General features: G+C 57.4%; 15 protein-coding genes and 1 tRNA gene. 10 read left to right on the forward strand and 6 right to left on the reverse strand.

Annotated elements, in window-relative coordinates; translation table 11 throughout:
- Positions 1-15 precede the first annotated feature (15 nt).
- The 5 genes from AO726_RS16130 (at position 16) to AO726_RS16150 (ending at position 3,841) form a co-directional block, all read left to right on the forward strand.
- Positions 16-768, forward strand: a complete 753-nt coding sequence (locus AO726_RS16130) for an ABC transporter substrate-binding protein (RefSeq protein WP_058069122.1) — start codon at positions 16-18, stop codon at positions 766-768.
- A 54-nt stretch (positions 769-822) separates the two neighbouring features.
- The gene (locus AO726_RS16135) at positions 823-1,518 is read left to right on the forward strand and encodes an ABC transporter permease (protein WP_058069123.1); all 696 of its coding nucleotides are present in this window, start codon (positions 823-825) and stop codon (positions 1,516-1,518) included.
- The gene (locus AO726_RS16140; RefSeq protein ID WP_058069124.1) at positions 1,515-2,204 is read left to right on the forward strand and encodes an ABC transporter permease; all 690 of its coding nucleotides are present in this window, start codon (positions 1,515-1,517) and stop codon (positions 2,202-2,204) included. The genes AO726_RS16135 and AO726_RS16140 overlap by 4 nt, the downstream gene beginning before the upstream one ends.
- Before the next feature lie 20 nt (positions 2,205-2,224).
- Complete coding sequence (locus AO726_RS16145) at positions 2,225-3,472, forward strand: methyltransferase (protein WP_446737430.1); 1,248 nt, start codon at positions 2,225-2,227, stop codon at positions 3,470-3,472.
- Positions 3,473-3,765: 293 nt separating this feature from the next.
- Positions 3,766-3,841, forward strand: a tRNA-Thr gene (locus tag AO726_RS16150).
- 183 nt (positions 3,842-4,024) lie between these two features.
- Here AO726_RS16150 and AO726_RS16155 read toward each other — a convergent pair.
- Complete coding sequence (locus AO726_RS16155; protein ID WP_058069125.1) at positions 4,025-4,780, reverse strand: SDR family NAD(P)-dependent oxidoreductase; 756 nt, start codon at positions 4,778-4,780, stop codon at positions 4,025-4,027.
- Positions 4,781-4,956: 176 nt separating this feature from the next.
- Between AO726_RS16155 and AO726_RS16160 the strand changes: the two genes are divergently transcribed.
- Together AO726_RS16160 and AO726_RS16165 are read left to right on the forward strand one after the other, a co-directional pair.
- Positions 4,957-6,594 carry a VRR-NUC domain-containing protein gene (locus AO726_RS16160; protein ID WP_058069126.1) on the forward strand — a complete coding sequence of 546 codons (1,638 nt, stop codon included), beginning with the start codon at positions 4,957-4,959 and terminating at the stop codon, positions 6,592-6,594.
- Entirely contained in the window at positions 6,591-8,882 is a 2,292-nt protein-coding gene (locus AO726_RS16165; protein WP_058069127.1) for an ATP-dependent DNA helicase, read from the forward strand. Before AO726_RS16160 ends, AO726_RS16165 begins: the two co-directional genes overlap by 4 nt.
- Here AO726_RS16165 and AO726_RS16170 read toward each other — a convergent pair whose 3' ends face one another.
- The 5 genes from AO726_RS16170 to glnK all read right to left on the reverse strand — a co-directional run bounded on the left by AO726_RS16170 (position 8,883) and on the right by glnK (position 12,814).
- Positions 8,883-9,314, reverse strand: a complete 432-nt coding sequence (locus tag AO726_RS16170) for an acyl-CoA thioesterase (protein WP_058069128.1) — start codon at positions 9,312-9,314, stop codon at positions 8,883-8,885.
- A gap of 17 nt (positions 9,315-9,331) precedes the next feature.
- Positions 9,332-10,495: an iron-containing alcohol dehydrogenase gene (locus AO726_RS16175; protein WP_058069129.1), complete on the reverse strand. Its 1,164-nt coding sequence runs from the start codon at positions 10,493-10,495 to the stop codon at positions 9,332-9,334.
- A gap of 219 nt (positions 10,496-10,714) precedes the next feature.
- A complete protein-coding gene (locus AO726_RS16180; protein ID WP_058069130.1) occupies positions 10,715-10,894 on the reverse strand; it encodes a hypothetical protein in 180 nt (59 codons plus the stop codon).
- A gap of 226 nt (positions 10,895-11,120) precedes the next feature.
- The gene (locus tag AO726_RS16185; protein ID WP_058069131.1) at positions 11,121-12,440 is read right to left on the reverse strand and encodes an ammonium transporter; all 1,320 of its coding nucleotides are present in this window, start codon (positions 12,438-12,440) and stop codon (positions 11,121-11,123) included.
- Between the two features lie 35 nt (positions 12,441-12,475).
- On the reverse strand, positions 12,476-12,814 hold the full coding sequence (gene glnK, locus AO726_RS16190; RefSeq protein ID WP_021700071.1) for a P-II family nitrogen regulator: 339 nt from the start codon (positions 12,812-12,814) through the stop codon (positions 12,476-12,478).
- A gap of 420 nt (positions 12,815-13,234) precedes the next feature.
- Between glnK and AO726_RS16195 the strand changes: the two genes are divergently transcribed.
- The 3 genes from AO726_RS16195 to AO726_RS16205 are packed head-to-tail and all read left to right on the forward strand — an operon-like array spanning position 13,235 to position 15,393.
- Positions 13,235-13,489 (forward strand): accessory factor UbiK family protein, encoded by a 255-nt coding sequence (locus AO726_RS16195; RefSeq protein WP_058069132.1) that lies wholly within the window; start codon positions 13,235-13,237, stop codon positions 13,487-13,489.
- A gap of 37 nt (positions 13,490-13,526) precedes the next feature.
- A complete protein-coding gene (locus AO726_RS16200) occupies positions 13,527-15,017 on the forward strand; it encodes a YifB family Mg chelatase-like AAA ATPase (RefSeq protein WP_058069133.1) in 1,491 nt (496 codons plus the stop codon).
- A gap of 46 nt (positions 15,018-15,063) precedes the next feature.
- Complete coding sequence (locus AO726_RS16205; protein ID WP_058069134.1) at positions 15,064-15,393, forward strand: YnfA family protein; 330 nt, start codon at positions 15,064-15,066, stop codon at positions 15,391-15,393.
- Positions 15,394-15,405 lie beyond the last annotated feature (12 nt).

Raw genomic sequence — 15,405 nt, forward strand, 5'->3', positions numbered from 1 at the left:
ACGGAGCAACTACCTATGCAGAAGTACAAAAAGATCCTGCTGGCCGCCGCTGCCACTCTGGCATTCGGCACCCAAGCAGTTGCAGCTGACAAACTCAAGCTGGGTACTGAAGGTGCATACCCTCCCTTCAACCTGATTGATGCCAGTGGCAAGGTCGGCGGGTTCGACGTTGAGATCGGTCAGGCTCTGTGCGCCAAAATGAAGGTTGAGTGTGAAGTTGTTACCTCCGACTGGGACGGCATCATCCCAGCCCTGAACGCCAAAAAGTTCGACTTCCTGATCGCCTCTATGTCGATCACCGAAGAGCGTAAAGCTGCGGTTGATTTCACCGAACCGTACTACACCAACAAACTGCAATTCGTTGCCCCTAAAGGCGGTGAATTCAAAACCGACAAAGACTCCCTGAAAGGCAAAGTGATCGGCGCTCAACGTGCCACCATCGCCGGCACCTGGCTGGAAGACAACATGAACGGCGTAGTCGACATCAAACTGTACGACACTCAGGAAAACGCCTACCTGGACCTGGCCTCCGGCCGCGTTGACGGCATCCTGGCTGACACCTTCGTACAGTGGGAATGGCTCAAGAGCGATGCAGGTAAAGACTTCGAGTTCAAAGGCGAGCCTGTCTTTGATAACGACAAGATCGGTATCGCTGTGCGTAAAGGCGACGCTCTGCGCGAGAAGCTGAATGCCGCGCTGGCTGAAATCGTTGCCGACGGCACCTACAAGAAGATCAACGACAAGTACTTCCCGTTCAGCATCTACTAATAAGCTGCCAGCACTGCACCGCCCCGCCGGGCGGTGCAGGCTTTTGAGCATTACATGACTTTCGACCTTTATGGATTCGGCCCGGCACTTGCCGCTGGCACCCTGATGACCATCAAGCTGGCGCTCAGCGCACTGTGCTTGGGTCTGGTGCTCGGTCTGCTCGGAGCCCTTGCCAAGACTTCTCCGTACAAGCCGCTGCAATGGCTTGGCGGCACTTACTCCACACTTGTGCGCGGCATCCCGGAGCTGCTCTGGGTTCTGCTGATTTATTTCGGCACCGTGCAATTAATGCGCAACCTGGCAGACTTGCTCGGCATCGAAAGCCTTGAGCTGAACGCCTTTGCCGCCGGCACCATTGCACTCGGACTGTGCTTTGGTGCTTACGCCACGGAAGTATTCCGCGGCGCGATTCTGGCCATTCCCAAAGGCCACCGCGAAGCAGGTCTGGCTTTAGGCCTGTCCAAGCCACGTATTTTCATGCGCCTGATCCTGCCGCAAATGTGGCGCATTGCCCTGCCGGGCCTGGGCAACCTGTTCATGATCCTGATGAAGGACACTGCACTGGTTTCGGTAATCGGCCTGGAAGAGATCATGCGCCGTTCGCAGATCGCCGTGACCGCGAGCAAGGAACCGTTCACGTTCTATTTAGTGGCTGCCTTCATTTATCTGGGCCTGACCATTCTCGCCATGATCGGTATGCACTTCCTTGAAAAACGCGCCAGCCGTGGCTTTGTCAGGAGTGCAGCATGAACTGGGAAGTGATCATCAAATGGCTGCCGCGCCTGTCCGAAGGCGCGCTTCTAACCCTCGAATTGGTCGGCATTGCCGTTATCGCCGGCCTGATTCTGGCCATCCCGCTGGGCCTGGCTCGCTCGTCGCGTCACTGGTACGTACGCGCCGTGCCGTACAGCTACATTTTCTTCTTCCGTGGCACACCGCTGCTGGTTCAGCTGTTCCTAGTCTATTACGGCATGGCTCAGTTCGACGTGGTGCGTAAGAGCGCGCTATGGCCCTACCTGCGCGATCCGTACTGGTGCGCCGTCATCACCATGACGCTGCACACCGCCGCCTATATCGCCGAGATTCTGCGCGGCGCGATTCAGGCCGTACCGCCGGGTGAGATCGAAGCAGCACGGGCCTTGGGCATGTCCCGCGCCCAAGCCATGCTCTACATCATCCTGCCCCGCGCTGCGCGCATCGGCCTGCCAGCGTACAGCAACGAAGTGATCCTGATGCTCAAGGCCAGTGCTCTAGCCAGCACCGTCACACTGCTGGAGCTCACCGGCATGGCGCGGACCATCATCGCCCGCACCTACCTGCCGGTAGAGATTTTCTTCGCCGCAGGCATGTTCTATCTGGTGATCGCCTTCGTACTGGTGCAAGGCTTCAAACTGCTGGAACGCTGGCTGCGCGTCGACGCCTGCCAGGGCCGCTGATTGCATGAGGGTTCGCCCTCATGCACATTCACGCCATGTCTGATCACAGTAATCCCCACACACTCAGCGGCGCTGCCTTGGAGCAGCGCTTCGCCGAGCTTGATCAGTTCTTACTTGAGCATCAGGCCTTATGGCGACCGCGCCCATTTGTGCATTACCCGACGCTGCCGTGGGAAACCGATCACCCCGAATTGGCCCACTGGCTTCGTCAGCAGTCGCTGGAGCATGCCGACTCAGCCCACAACCAGCCACACCAACTCAAGGGTGCGCCCGATCCATTCCCCCAGCTGGCGGCAACCGCAGCCCGACTCAGCCAACTTGGTGCTCACCCACAAACCGCCACGACCAGCATTCCTGCACGTCTAAGTAACGGCATTCCCGGTCGTAAGTGGGAACAGATCAACGCATTTAGCCGCAGCTTGCACTTTGCCCACCCTCCCACGCACTGGCTGGACTGGTGCTCCGGCAAAGGTCATCTCGGCCGCTTACTGGCTCGTGATGGTGCACAGCTGACCTGCCTGGAGCACGACGACGAACTGGTCCGCAGCGGCCAACAACTTAGCGGCAAACTTGGCATACCTGCCCAGCACATTCAGCAAGATGTGCTGAGTGCCGACGCCTCCTTGCAACTCAAAACCGCACACACCCCCGTGGCTCTGCACGCCTGCGGTGAACTGCACACGCGCCTGCTGCAACTCGCCAGTGCAGCAAACTGCACCCAGCTCGCCATCGCGCCGTGTTGCTACAACCGCATCAGCACCCAGCACTACCAGCCTCTTTCGCAACAGGCGCAGCAGTCAGCCCTGATACTGGATATCGATGACCTTGGCCTGCCACTCAGCGAAACCGTTACCGCCGGAGCGCGAGTTAAACGCCACCGCGACCAGTCCATGGCCTGGCGCTTGGGCTTTGATCTGCTACAGCGTGAACTACGCGGAGAAAACAGCTATTTATCCACACCCTCGCTGCCTGCGGCGTACTTGGATAAGTCTTTCGACGTGTTCTGCAAAGACTTGGCAAAACTGAAAGAGCTGCCTGAGCCCAATACCCAAAACTGGCCTGCTCTAGAGCAGCTCGGCTGGCAACGACTTGCCGTCGTACGCAACCTTGAATTACTCCGCAATATATTCCGCAGACCGCTAGAACTCTGGCTTCTACTGGATCGGGCGCTCTATCTTGAGGCCTCGGGCTACCAGGTAAAACTCGGTACATTCTGTGCTTATGAACAAAGCCCCAGAAACCTGCTGCTGCTAGCCGAACGCAACTGATCCTACCCTACACACCCTGTGGATAACTCTGTTGACAGAATTCACGCCACTATGGCCAAAACGGGCCATTCATCTTTATACCGAAGTACTTTTTGGATATGACTTTTAGATATTTACCTTGATTACAGGTACTTAGCTGGATACCACGAAATCCATCACAAAAATCGCACACACCAGCGTCGCCTATCCCAGCATGTGCATAAGCATCTGAATCAACTTAACAATTTCTTCAAAATCAGCGCTTAAACGTCTTTACTCGCCGAGCCAAATAGATATAATGCCGACCCACAGATGCCGGTATAGCTCAGCTGGTAGAGCAACTGACTTGTAATCAGTAGGTCCCGAGTTCGATTCTTGGTGCCGGCACCACGAAATTTAAAGGCTCATCGAAAGGTGGGCCTTTTTCGTTTCTGAGGTTTTTACTTAACAGTTACCACTCACCGCTTTCAGCCAAGGCAAAAACTACCTGCTTGCCTGCGTGACGCTCCCTGTGCCTGAACATGCGCTGGAAGTGCAGAAAATCGTCCTTGATGTCCTGCCACACGCCTTCCGCTACAAGAAGTGATCGCCGCCGTTGGGGCTGATGCACTGCCCTTGGAAATGACGACCTGAGTCGGAAGCCAGAAACACATAGCTCGGCGAAATATCCTCAACTTGCGCTAAACGGCCTAAAGGTATTCCCGCCCTCACCCTGTCCAGCGTTTCACTGGGCACTGCCTCCAGAATGGGCGTCAGAGTTGCCCCCGGCGCTACGCAGTTGATAGTTATGTCACGGGCACCAATCTCTAGGGCAACTGAACGTGTGAAGGACAGAATTCCGCCTTTAGCCGCCGTGTAGGCACAAAGCCCCGGCGCGCCCTTGTAGGCCAATTGGGAGACGGTGTTGATAATCCGCCCTTGCTTTTGCTCATACATCAGCGGCAACACAGCACGGGTCATCAGAAAAGTGCCGCGCAGGTGAACCGCCAACACTCGGTCCCAAACTTCTACGGACAATTGATCGACTGTTCCGCTGTGGGCGATGCCCGCATTGTTCACCAGAATATCGATACGCGAATACGCAACCAGAGTCTGCTCAACCATCCGCTGCACATCCTGTTCACAGGACACATCGGCGCAGATGGCGATCGACTCACAGCCCAGCTCATTAAGCGTGCGACACACCTCTGCCGCAGTACCGGCCTCGGCCTCTTGCGGATAGTTGACGACCACCGCTCTGGCCCCTGCCCTGGCAAATGCCAAGGCCACAGCTCGACCGATTCCTGAACTACTGCCGGTAATTAAAGCCACCTTACCTTGCAAACTCATGTGAGCAGACTCCTTTTAGTATTGTTATCCGCTGATCTTGCCTCAAAAGACCGCAAGTATGTGGACGTTTTTGTGCCTTCACTCCGGCAAAAATATCCCTCACCGCCCAGCACTCCGAGTTGACGAATCCCCGGCCCTGACCAGACAATCCTGTACGCAAATACAGTATCGCCGTCATGAGCCGCAGCCTTCCTCCCGAACTTTATTACCTGAGCAATTTTCGCCTTGCACTGGCCTGGGTGAGCGAGCGCTATGGCGATCTGTTGTCACCGCAGGAACAGGCCTTTATCGAGCAATTTACTGCCAGCCCTGAGCCTTCACAGGCCCTGTTGGTGCGGATGGTGATGCGCAAAGGCGTGCATTTTCGCCAGAGCAAGTTGAGTTACAGCGAAATCGGTGACACCCACAGCGCAGCTCAGCCATTACTGGAATACGGCTGGGTGAATGATCAGACCCCGCTTCACGCTGCCGAACTGACAGACCTGCTAACCAAAGATGAGCTGCTGGCACATGCTCCGCTACCTGAGCGACGCACCTCACTGAAGAAGAGCGAATTGCGTGAACAACTGCTGGCTCAGGAACATCCCGAGCAGCCATTCAGCACCTGGTGCCCCAACCTCAATGACCGTCTCTACAGCCTGCAAATCGCCGAGCTGTGTGATCGTTTGCGGCTGATGTTTTTCGGTAACCTGAGCCAGGACTGGACCGAGTTTGTGCTGGCCGACTTAGGCATCTATCGCTACGAACAAGTGGCAATCAGCCCCGAGTCCCGAGGGTTTCAAAGCCGGCAGGACATCGACGCTTACATCAGCCTGCGCAATTACCGGTTGCAGCTGGAGGCCGGAGAGCCGTTAAGTGACTGGCTGCCTGAGTTGCTCACCTTCGACTCAGCGAACCCCTATCTGCGTTCACGCCACAGCAAGCTGTTGTTTCAAATTGGTCAGCAGTTGGAGAGGCTCAGTGAACTGGAGCTGGCCTTATCGCTGTATCAAATCTGCGGTTATGGGCAGGCCCGCTGGCGGCTGATCCGCGTGTTGGAGGCACTGCAACGCTTTGATGAAGCGCATGAGTACGCAATCAACTTCAGTCAACAGCCCCACGACGATGAAGAAAGCCAGCGTCTGGAGCGCGCCCTGAGCCGCTTGCAACGCAAGCTCGGTCTCCCGGCGCCAAGACGCAGCCGTGCATTCAAGGAGCAGCGTTTCGACCTGCAACTACCGCCCTCAGATGAGTGCGTGGAAGTGGCTGTGTGCGAACACCTGCAGCAGGACGATGCGCCGGTCTATTACGTGGAAAACACGCTGATCTGCAGCCTGTTCGGACTACTCTGCTGGGACGTAATTTTCGCCCCACTGCCGGGCGCATTCTTCCATCCGTTCCACACCGGACCGGTCGATTTGTACAGCCCGGAGTTTTACCAACAGCGTGCCGAGCTGTTCGAACACAGCCTGCGCTGTCTCGATTCGGATGACTACAAAGACCTGATCCGCCAGCGCTATCAGGACAAATTCGGTATTCAGTCGCCCTTTGTGTTCTGGAGCGTGCTGGATGAAACCCTGCTGGAATTAGCCCTGCATTGCATACCCGCGGAACACCTAGCAGCCTGTTTCCAGCGTATGCTGCACGACCTGAAAGCCAACCGCGCCGGCATGCCGGACTTGATTCAGTTCTACCCCAACGAGCAACGCTACCGGATGATCGAAGTGAAAGGCCCCGGCGACCGCCTGCAAGACAACCAGAAGCGCTGGCTGGCGTTTGCCGCAGAGCACGGCATCGACGTGGAAGTCTGCTACGTGAGCTGGACACCTGCATGACCTATTCAGTGGCGGTGCGTGCGCTGTGTGAGTTCACCGCCAAAGAGGGTGATCTCGACCTGCGTTTCACCCCGGCACCGACCGCGCAGGAAGGTATCGCCGGGCACCAGACGGTGATCAGCCGCAGAGGCTCGGATTATCTGGCCGAGCTGCCGCTCAGTGGCAGTTACCCCGGTTTGCTGGTGAGCGGCCGCGCCGACGGTTACGACCCGGAGCAAAACCGCCTCGAAGAAATCAAAACCCATCGCGGCGATATCAGCCGCATTCCCGCCAACCACCGCGCTCTGCACTGGGCCCAGCTGAAGGTTTACGGCTGGTTATTGTGCGAACAGATGAATCTGGCCGAGGTGGAGTTGGCGGTGGTGTACTTCAACGTGCTCAGCCACGCCGAAAACGCCTTTATCGAGACCTACAGCGCAGATGATCTGAAAGCCTTCTTCAATGAACAGTGCAGGCGCTTTCTGCATTGGGCCGAGCAGGAAGAAGCGCACCGCGAGCGCCGCGATCTCTATCTGGATGAGCTGAAATTCCCCTACACAGAATTTCGCCTCGGCCAGCGCCAACTGGCGGAAGAGGTGTACCGCTGCGCTCGCGACGGCAACACGCTGATGGCCCAAGCCACCACCGGCATTGGCAAAACCCTGGGGACGATTTTCCCGCAGCTGAAAGCCTTCCCTTCGCAACGCCTGGACCGGATGTTCTTCCTCACTGCCAAATCTCCCGGCCGACGCTTGGCTCTGGATGCGCTGTGGCAGCTGCGTGGAGAGCAGGCCAACATCCCTTTGAGGGTGTTGGAACATGTTGCGCGGGATAAATCCTGCGAGCACCCGGACAAAGCCTGTCATGGCGAATCCTGCCCGTTGGCCAAAGGCTTTTATGACCGCCTGCCGGATGCTCGTGCGGCGGCCTTAAAGCAGAAATGGCTAAATCAGGCACAAGTGCGACGCATCGCCCTGGAGCACAAAGTCTGCACCTATTACCTGAGTCAGGAGCTGTGCCGCTGGGCCGATGTGGTGGTGTGCGACTACAACTATTACTTCGACATTGCCGCCCTGCTCTACAGCCTGACCAGCCAGAACGAATGGCGCGTGGCGGTGCTGGTGGATGAGGCGCACAACCTCGTTGACCGAGCCCGCGGCATGTACACCGCCGAGCTGAATCAGCTGGCCTTTTATGAGTTGTGCCGCAACGCGCCGCGCTCATTAAAAAATGTACTGGAACGGGTCAGTCGTCATTGGGAGCAGATCAACCAGAGTCTGGAGCAGGATTATCAGATCTTCCCGGCGGTGCCGGATCTGTTTGTCGCAGCGCTGCAAAAAACCGTCAGCGCGATCACCGATCATCTCTCCGAACACCCCAGCGGCAATGACCGCGAGCTGCTGCTTTTCTATCTGGAAGCCATGCTGTTCTGCCGCTTGTGCGAAGCCTACGGGCCGCACTCGCTGTTCGATGTAACGCGCCTTGAGAGCAACGCCATCGGCCTGCATACCACGCTGTGCCTGCGCAATATCGTCCCAGCGCCATTCCTCAGCGGCCGCTTTGCCGAGGCGCACACCACCACGTTGTTCTCCGCCACATTACGCCCGGCCAATTACTACCGTGACTTACTCGGCCTGCCTTACGAAACCCAATGGCTGGATGTGGCCTCGCCCTTCTCAGCCGAGCAGCTGGACGTGCGCAGCGTACGCAACCTCTCCACACGCTATCAGGATCGTGAATCGAGCTTGCTGCCCATCTGCCAGTTGATGGCCGAGCAATACCAAAAGGCACCGGGCAATTATCTGGCCTTCTTCAGCAGCTATGCCTATCTGGATCAGGTGCGCGAGCTGTTCCGGGCGATGTACCCGACTATCCCCACCAGCATGCAAACCCGCAGCATGAACGAACAGGACCGACAGGCCTTCCTCGACAACTTCACCCTGCATTCAGAAGGCATCGGTTTTGCGGTGCTGGGCGGTGCATTTGGTGAAGGCATCGACTTGCCGGGCAAGCGACTGGTCGGTGCATTTATCGCCACTCTCGGCCTGCCGCAGGTCAACGCCATCAATGAAGAAATGAAAGCACGCATGCAGCAGATGTTTGGTGAAGAGAATGGCTACGACTACGCCTATCTCTATCCCGGCATGCAGAAGGTGGTGCAGGCAGCCGGGCGGGTGATCCGCACCACGGCGGATCAGGGCTGCGTGTACCTGCTAGATGACCGATATGGAGCGCCCAAGGTGAAAAATCTGCTGCCAAGCTGGTGGCAAGTAAAACCGCTGATCTGGAAGCCACCGAGCCGCAGCTGATTACATCAGCAAGGCAGTCATGGCTGCACGAAGGTTCTCCGGAATGGATACCGGGCGATTGCTGGTGCGATCAACAAACACATGGACAAAGCGCCCCGCTGCGCAGGCGTCATCATCTCCAGCCTTAAAAACCGCCAGCTCATACTGCACCGAACTGGTGCCGAGCTTGGCCACGCGCAGACCGACCTCGATCTTGTCCGGGAAGGCGATGGAAGCGAAATAATCGCAGCTTGAGCTGACCACAAAACCGACGATGTTGCCGTGGTGAATATCCAAGCCACCGACTTCGATCAGGTAAGTGTTCACCGCGCTGTCGAAGTAGCTGTAATAGGTGACGTTATTAACGTGGCCATACACGTCATTGTCGTGCCAGCGCGTGGTGATCGGCTGAAAAAAACGGTAGTCACTGCGGGCATGCTGGGGAGTGGTCATAAGCGCTCCAAATTCTCTCAGTAGGCCACTTGGTAGATGGCCAACGCATGGGCTTCGGTCATTTCCCGCGGGTTATTGACCAGCAGGCGCTGCTGCAACATGGCATCTCGGGCCAGTGTTGGCAGAACATCCTGCGGCACACCGGCGTCACGCAGACGGGTTGGCAGACCGCTTTGTTCGCTGAAGTCGGCCATGCGGCAAATAAACTGCTCGGTCTGCTCCATCACACCGCCGGGCCGCAGCTGATCACCCAAAATTACCGGGGCCAACTCAGCATACAGCGGCGCTGCGACACTTGCGTTAAAGCCCAGCACATGGGGCAGCACCAGCGCATTGGACAATCCGTGAGGTATGTGGAAGTGACCACCGAGCGGGTACGCTAGTGCATGCACAGCCGCGCATGGCGCATTGGCGAAGGCCTGCCCGGCCAGGCACGAACCCAGCAGCATGGCCTGACGCGCCTCGCGGTTGCTGCCGTTACTCACCACTTCGTCCAGGTTTCGCGCCAAAAGGCGTAAGGCCTCTTTAGCCAAGAGGTCCGAGATGGGATTCTTTTTGATCGCGCTGGTGTAAGCCTCAATGGCGTGGACCATGGCATCAATTCCGGTCGCGGCCGTTACAGAAGCAGGCAGGCCAAGCGTCAAGTCAGCATCCAAAACAGCCAGATCAGGCAACAACACAGGGGAAACAACGCCCTTTTTGGTGGTTGTGCCGGTGGTGATAACAGAGATCGGCGTCACTTCAGAGCCGGTCCCAGCGGTAGTCGGCACCAGAATCAATGGCAGGCGCTGAGCGGTAACCTGATCCACACCGTACATCTCATCCAGTGTTTGCGTGCAGGCGGGGTTAGCCAGCAGGGCCACCAACTTGGCCACATCCATCGAGCTACCACCGCCAAAGCCGACAATCAGCTCAGCTTTAAGGGCTAGGGCCTGCTTAACAGCTTCCAACAGAATGATTTCAGGTGGATCGGCCACCACCTGGTCAAACACTTCGACCTTAACCCCAGCCTGAGCAAAGCCGGGCAACACCTCATCGAGCAGGCCAAGCTTGCTGATGCCTGGGTCCGTAATCAGCAAGACCCGCTGCGCACCACGCTCACGGCACAGCGATCCTAGGCGGCGCGAGGCCCCAAGCTCGCACTTAATCTGGGCAGTCGTAGCAAAACTGAACGCATGCATGGCGCATCCTCGGCAGATGGGGTTGTGGGTTTATAACGCAAAAAACCCTGGCAGTAACCGCCTAAAGGAGCACAAGAGTCCAAAATAAGACAGCAAAGCCCCGCAGAAACAGAAACCACGGAGCGTCGAAGTTCGCCAGTGGCTATTCAGGAGAGAAACAACAGGACACTCCACATCGGCAAAGCGATGTGGGCTAGCGACTGATCAGGCCGTGCCGTATCAGTGAATCGACGTACCTATCAGCATGCCGTGCTCGACCTGATAGGTCTTGCGGCCGACCTGCAACGTCAGCGGGCTGCGGCTCGCAATCACCCAGCCTTTAGCGAGCAGGATGTCGATGTAGGCACGTAACTCTGGTAACTGGCGCTGTTCTTGATGACGCAAATCCACCTGTTCCAACTCTGATCACCTCTTCAAAGTGAGCGTTACCAGCAGAAGACATCGGATAGAAAAGATATTGCAATTAAGTTATAGCAATCAGAACTGTCTAATACATTCTATTTTACTGAACATCAAGTAGTGTTTCCGAACTTGCAGAGAGTGGCACCGTTTCCAATTAGCGTGCTAATTCCAGCAGACACAAAAACGCCCGGCGAACCGGGCGTTTTTTTATACCGCGAGAGGATTACAGGTTGTAACCGCGCTCGTTGTGCTCGGAGAGGTCGAGGCCAACCACTTCCGACTCTTCGCTCACACGCAGGCCCATCACCACATCCAGCACTTTCAGGATGATGTAGGTCAGGATGCCGGTGTACACGATGGTGAACAGAACCGACTTGGTTTGTACCCACAGCTGAGTCGCGATACCCGGGATTTCGCCGAAGCCGCCCAGGGACGGAGCCGCGAAGGCACCAACCAGGATCGCACCAACGATACCTCCGATGCAGTGCACGCCGAATACGTCCAGAGAGTCGTCGTAGCCCAGCTTGCGCTTCATGCTGGTTGCGCAGAAGAAGCAGATCACACCGGATACCAGACCAATCACCAGAGCACCAACCGGACCCACTGCACCAGCAGCCGGAGTAATCGCAACCAGGCCAGCAACCACACCCGAAGCAATGCCCAGAGCGCTTGGCTTACCGTGGGTCACCCACTCAGCGAACATCCAGGACAGAGCAGCAGCAGCGGTAGCGATCTGAGTTACCAGCATGGCCATACCAGCGGTTTCATCAGCAGCGGCAGCGGAGCCGGCGTTGAAGCCGAACCAGCCGATCCAGAGCATCGCAGCACCGATCAGGGTGTAGCCCAGGTTGTGCGGAGCCATCGGAGTGGTCGGGTAGCCTTTACGCTTGCCCAGCACCAGGCACGCAACCAGACCTGCGATACCGGCGTTGATGTGCACCACGGTGCCGCCAGCAAAGTCGATCACGCCTTCATCCCACAGGAACGCACCGTCGCCGCTCCAAACCATGTGGCACATCGGGGCGTACACGATGGTGAACCAGATGGTCATGAAGATCAGCATCGCGGAGAACTTCATACGCTCAGCGAACGCACCGACGATCAGCGCCGGAGTGATGATCGCGAAGGTCATCTGGAAGGTCACGAATACGCTCTCAGGGAACGCGCCGACCATGCTTTCTTTAGTCAGGTTGCTCAGGAACATATTGTCCAGGCTACCTACGAAAGAGTTGAAGTTGGTAACGCCTTGCTCCATGCCCGACGTATCAAACGCGAGGCTGTAGCCGTAGACGAACCACAGAATGCTCATCAGACCAGTGATGGCAAAGCACTGCATCATCACCGACAGAATGTTTTTCGAACGAACCATGCCGCCATAGAACAGCGCCAGGCCGGGGATTGTCATAAACAGCACCAGCGCAGTGGCAGTCAGCATCCACGCGGTGTCACCGGAATTGAGGGTAGCAACCTCTTCCGCCATGGCCAGGCCAGGGCTTACGAGGGACAACAGGGCTCCTAGCCCTGCGATTTTGCGCAGAGTCATATTGTTTTCTCCTGGGGCGTGTTGGGTTCTGAGGCTTAAACGGCGTCTGTACCGGTCTCGCCGGTGCGGATGCGGATGGCCTGTTCCAGGTTAACTACGAAAATCTTGCCGTCCCCGATCTTGCCGGTGTTGGCTGCTTTAGTGATGGCCTCGATAACACGATCGAGTTGATCGTCAGCGATAGCCACATCGATTTTTACTTTTGGCAAAAAATCGACCACGTATTCGGCGCCGCGGTACAGCTCGGTATGGCCTTTCTGACGCCCGAAGCCCTTGACCTCAGTGACAGTGATGCCCTGCACGCCGATCTCGGACAATGACTCGCGAACGTCGTCCAGCTTGAACGGCTTGATGATGGCAGTGACTAGCTTCATTTAACTTCTCCCGTGTAGGTGGACTCGCCCCAGGAAAAACGAACCCGGCGCAAGTCTAAGGCAGTGCTTGGCTTTTGTAATGCATCGTGCCCTGAACCAGCGATTCTGATGCGTTCAATCGCTCCCGACGAAGCACTCCCCCCGCTTCATCCGACACACCCAAACACCTGCAGTGCGTGCGTCACCAGACACTTAGCAGAAACCTTGCCAAGTGCAGAAAAGTCTTAAAAATCATCTATTTACAGGTCTATCAAACCAATCCAACGCAAAAGCGAACAGGTCGACGCACAATAACGGTGCAGCCAAACACCCCCTTGCGCTCAAAAAATGTGCAACTGCGCCATTTATCAATCCGCCACACGCACAAGAGTGAAAAAATTCACGTGCTACACTGCGCCAACCCGACTATGGAGCTTCACTATGCTGCCACCTAAAGCCCTTCTCGACGCCCTCAGTAGCCAAGCCTCACGCCTGTTCAGCGGCGAAACCCCGCTGCCACGTGCAGAGTTTGAAGCCCAGTTCAAAGCACTCCTGCAAAGCACCTTCAGCAAACTCGATCTGGTCAGCCGCGAAGAATTCGACAGCCAGATGGTCGTCCTCGCCCGCACCCGCGCTCGCCTCGAAGCCCTGGAATCCAAACTGGCTGAGTTGGAAGAAGCCTCCCGCGAGAAATAATCCGCTGCAGCAATGCGCAACGATCAAGGAGTGATCGATGTCCCTGGCAATCGTCCACAGCCGTGCACAGGTCGGCGTAGAAGCACCGCCCGTCACCGTCGAGGCCCATTTGGCCAACGGACTACCCTCACTGGCGCTGGTGGGCTTGCCAGAAACCGCCGTTAAAGAAAGCAAAGACCGGGTGCGCAGTGCCATTCTCAACTGCGCCTTCGACTTCCCGCCCCGACGCATCACCCTCAACCTGGCTCCGGCTGATCTGCCCAAAGACGGCGGCCGTTTCGATCTCGCCATTGCCTTGGGCATTCTCGCCGCCAGCGGACAAGTGCCAGTGACTGCTCTGGAACAACTGGAATGCCTCGGCGAACTGGCCCTTTCCGGCGAAGTCCGCCCGGTTCAGGGCGTGTTGCCTGCAGCCCTCGCGGCCAGAGCAGCCGGACGCACCTTGGTGGTACCCAAACAAAACGCTGAAGAAGCCAGCCTCGCCTCCGGCCTGACGGTACTTGCCGTGGGCCACTTGCTGGAACTGGCCGCGCATCTCAACGGCCAGACACCGCTGCCACCGTATGAAGCTCAAGGCCTTTTGCGTCAGGTACAACCCTATCCCGACCTGGCTGACGTACAGGGCCAACTCGCCGCCAAACGCGCCCTACTAGTGGCCGCGGCTGGAGCTCATAACCTGCTGTTCACCGGCCCGCCTGGCACGGGCAAGACCTTACTGGCCAGCTGCCTGCCCGGCCTGTTGCCACCGCTGGATGAATCCGAAGCGCTGGAGGTCGCCGCCATTCATTCTGTCGCCAGCCACACCCCACTCGACGCTTGGCCACAACGCCCGTTCCGCTCGCCTCACCACAGCGCCTCCGGCCCGGCTCTGGTCGGCGGAGGCAGTCGTCCACAACCGGGCGAAATCACCTTGGCCCACCAGGGCGTATTGTTTCTGGATGAATTGCCCGAGTTCGACCGCAAAGTGCTTGAGGTGTTAAGGGAGCCCTTGGAATCCGGTCATATCGTGATTGCCCGCGCTCGGGACAAAGTCCGTTTCCCGGCACGCTTCCAACTCGTTGCCGCGATGAACCCCTGCCCTTGCGGGCATCTCGGCGATCCCTCCGGCACCTGCCGCTGCGGTGCCGAGCAAGTGCAACGCTACCGCAACAAACTCTCCGGCCCACTGCTGGATCGCATCGACCTGCACCTGACCGTCCCCCGCGAGACAACGCGCCTAAGCAACAGCGAACCCGGCCAGAGCACGAGCGTAGTCGCCGCGCTGGTTGCTCAAGCCCGGCAACAGCAGGTCAGCCGCCAGGGCTGCGCCAACGCCCATCTGGACCTCAAAGGCGTGCAACAGCACTGCCAGCTCAACAGTGAAGACCAACACTGGCTGGAAGCCGCTTGCGAACGCCTGAACATGAGCCTGCGTGCTGCTCACCGCGTGATGAAAGTCGCGCGCACGCTGGCTGATCTGGAACAGGCTGCGCACATCACCCGCGCCCATCTGGCAGAAGCCCTACAATATCGGCCGCAAAGTCGCTGATACCTGCAAGCGGCAATCCCTCATTCCTATTTTCGACGAGTCTGTGATGCCAGAAATTAAAACCGTCTTGCTGTTTGTGCTGACAGCCATCGCAGAGATCGTTGGCTGTTACCTGCCCTATCTCTGGCTACGTGAAGGCAAAAGCATCTGGCTGTTGGTGCCCGCCGCGCTCAGTTTGGCGGCTTTTGCATGGCTACTGACATTGCACCCAACCGCTGCGGGACGAGTGTATGCCGCGTATGGCGGTGTCTATATTTTTGTCGCCATTCTCTGGCTATGGGGGGTGGACGGCATCAAACCCACAGGCTGGGATCTGCTTGGAACAGCGGTAGCGCTTTGCGGTATGGGCATCATCATGTTTGCCCCAAGAGCATAAAAAAGGGCCACC

Origin of the sequence: Pseudomonas sp. TTU2014-080ASC (assembly GCF_001446935.1) — a bacterium.
In the GTDB taxonomy this organism is placed as follows: domain Bacteria; phylum Pseudomonadota; class Gammaproteobacteria; order Pseudomonadales; family Pseudomonadaceae; genus Aquipseudomonas.

Coding starts and splice junctions, on each gene's coding strand:
- AO726_RS16130 (WP_058069122.1), top strand. CDS start 16: ATGCAGAAGTACAAAAAGATCCTGCTGGCCGCCGCTGCCACTCTGGCA.
- AO726_RS16135 (WP_058069123.1), top strand. CDS start 823: ATGACTTTCGACCTTTATGGATTCGGCCCGGCACTTGCCGCTGGCACC.
- AO726_RS16140 (WP_058069124.1), top strand. CDS start 1,515: ATGAACTGGGAAGTGATCATCAAATGGCTGCCGCGCCTGTCCGAAGGC.
- AO726_RS16145 (WP_446737430.1), top strand. CDS start 2,225: ATGCACATTCACGCCATGTCTGATCACAGTAATCCCCACACACTCAGC.
- AO726_RS16155 (WP_058069125.1), bottom strand. CDS start 4,780: ATGAGTTTGCAAGGTAAGGTGGCTTTAATTACCGGCAGTAGTTCAGGA.
- AO726_RS16160 (WP_058069126.1), top strand. CDS start 4,957: ATGAGCCGCAGCCTTCCTCCCGAACTTTATTACCTGAGCAATTTTCGC.
- AO726_RS16165 (WP_058069127.1), top strand. CDS start 6,591: ATGACCTATTCAGTGGCGGTGCGTGCGCTGTGTGAGTTCACCGCCAAA.
- AO726_RS16170 (WP_058069128.1), bottom strand. CDS start 9,314: ATGACCACTCCCCAGCATGCCCGCAGTGACTACCGTTTTTTTCAGCCG.
- AO726_RS16175 (WP_058069129.1), bottom strand. CDS start 10,495: ATGCATGCGTTCAGTTTTGCTACGACTGCCCAGATTAAGTGCGAGCTT.
- AO726_RS16185 (WP_058069131.1), bottom strand. CDS start 12,440: ATGACTCTGCGCAAAATCGCAGGGCTAGGAGCCCTGTTGTCCCTCGTA.
- glnK (WP_021700071.1), bottom strand. CDS start 12,814: ATGAAGCTAGTCACTGCCATCATCAAGCCGTTCAAGCTGGACGACGTT.
- AO726_RS16195 (WP_058069132.1), top strand. CDS start 13,235: ATGCTGCCACCTAAAGCCCTTCTCGACGCCCTCAGTAGCCAAGCCTCA.
- AO726_RS16200 (WP_058069133.1), top strand. CDS start 13,527: ATGTCCCTGGCAATCGTCCACAGCCGTGCACAGGTCGGCGTAGAAGCA.
- AO726_RS16205 (WP_058069134.1), top strand. CDS start 15,064: ATGCCAGAAATTAAAACCGTCTTGCTGTTTGTGCTGACAGCCATCGCA.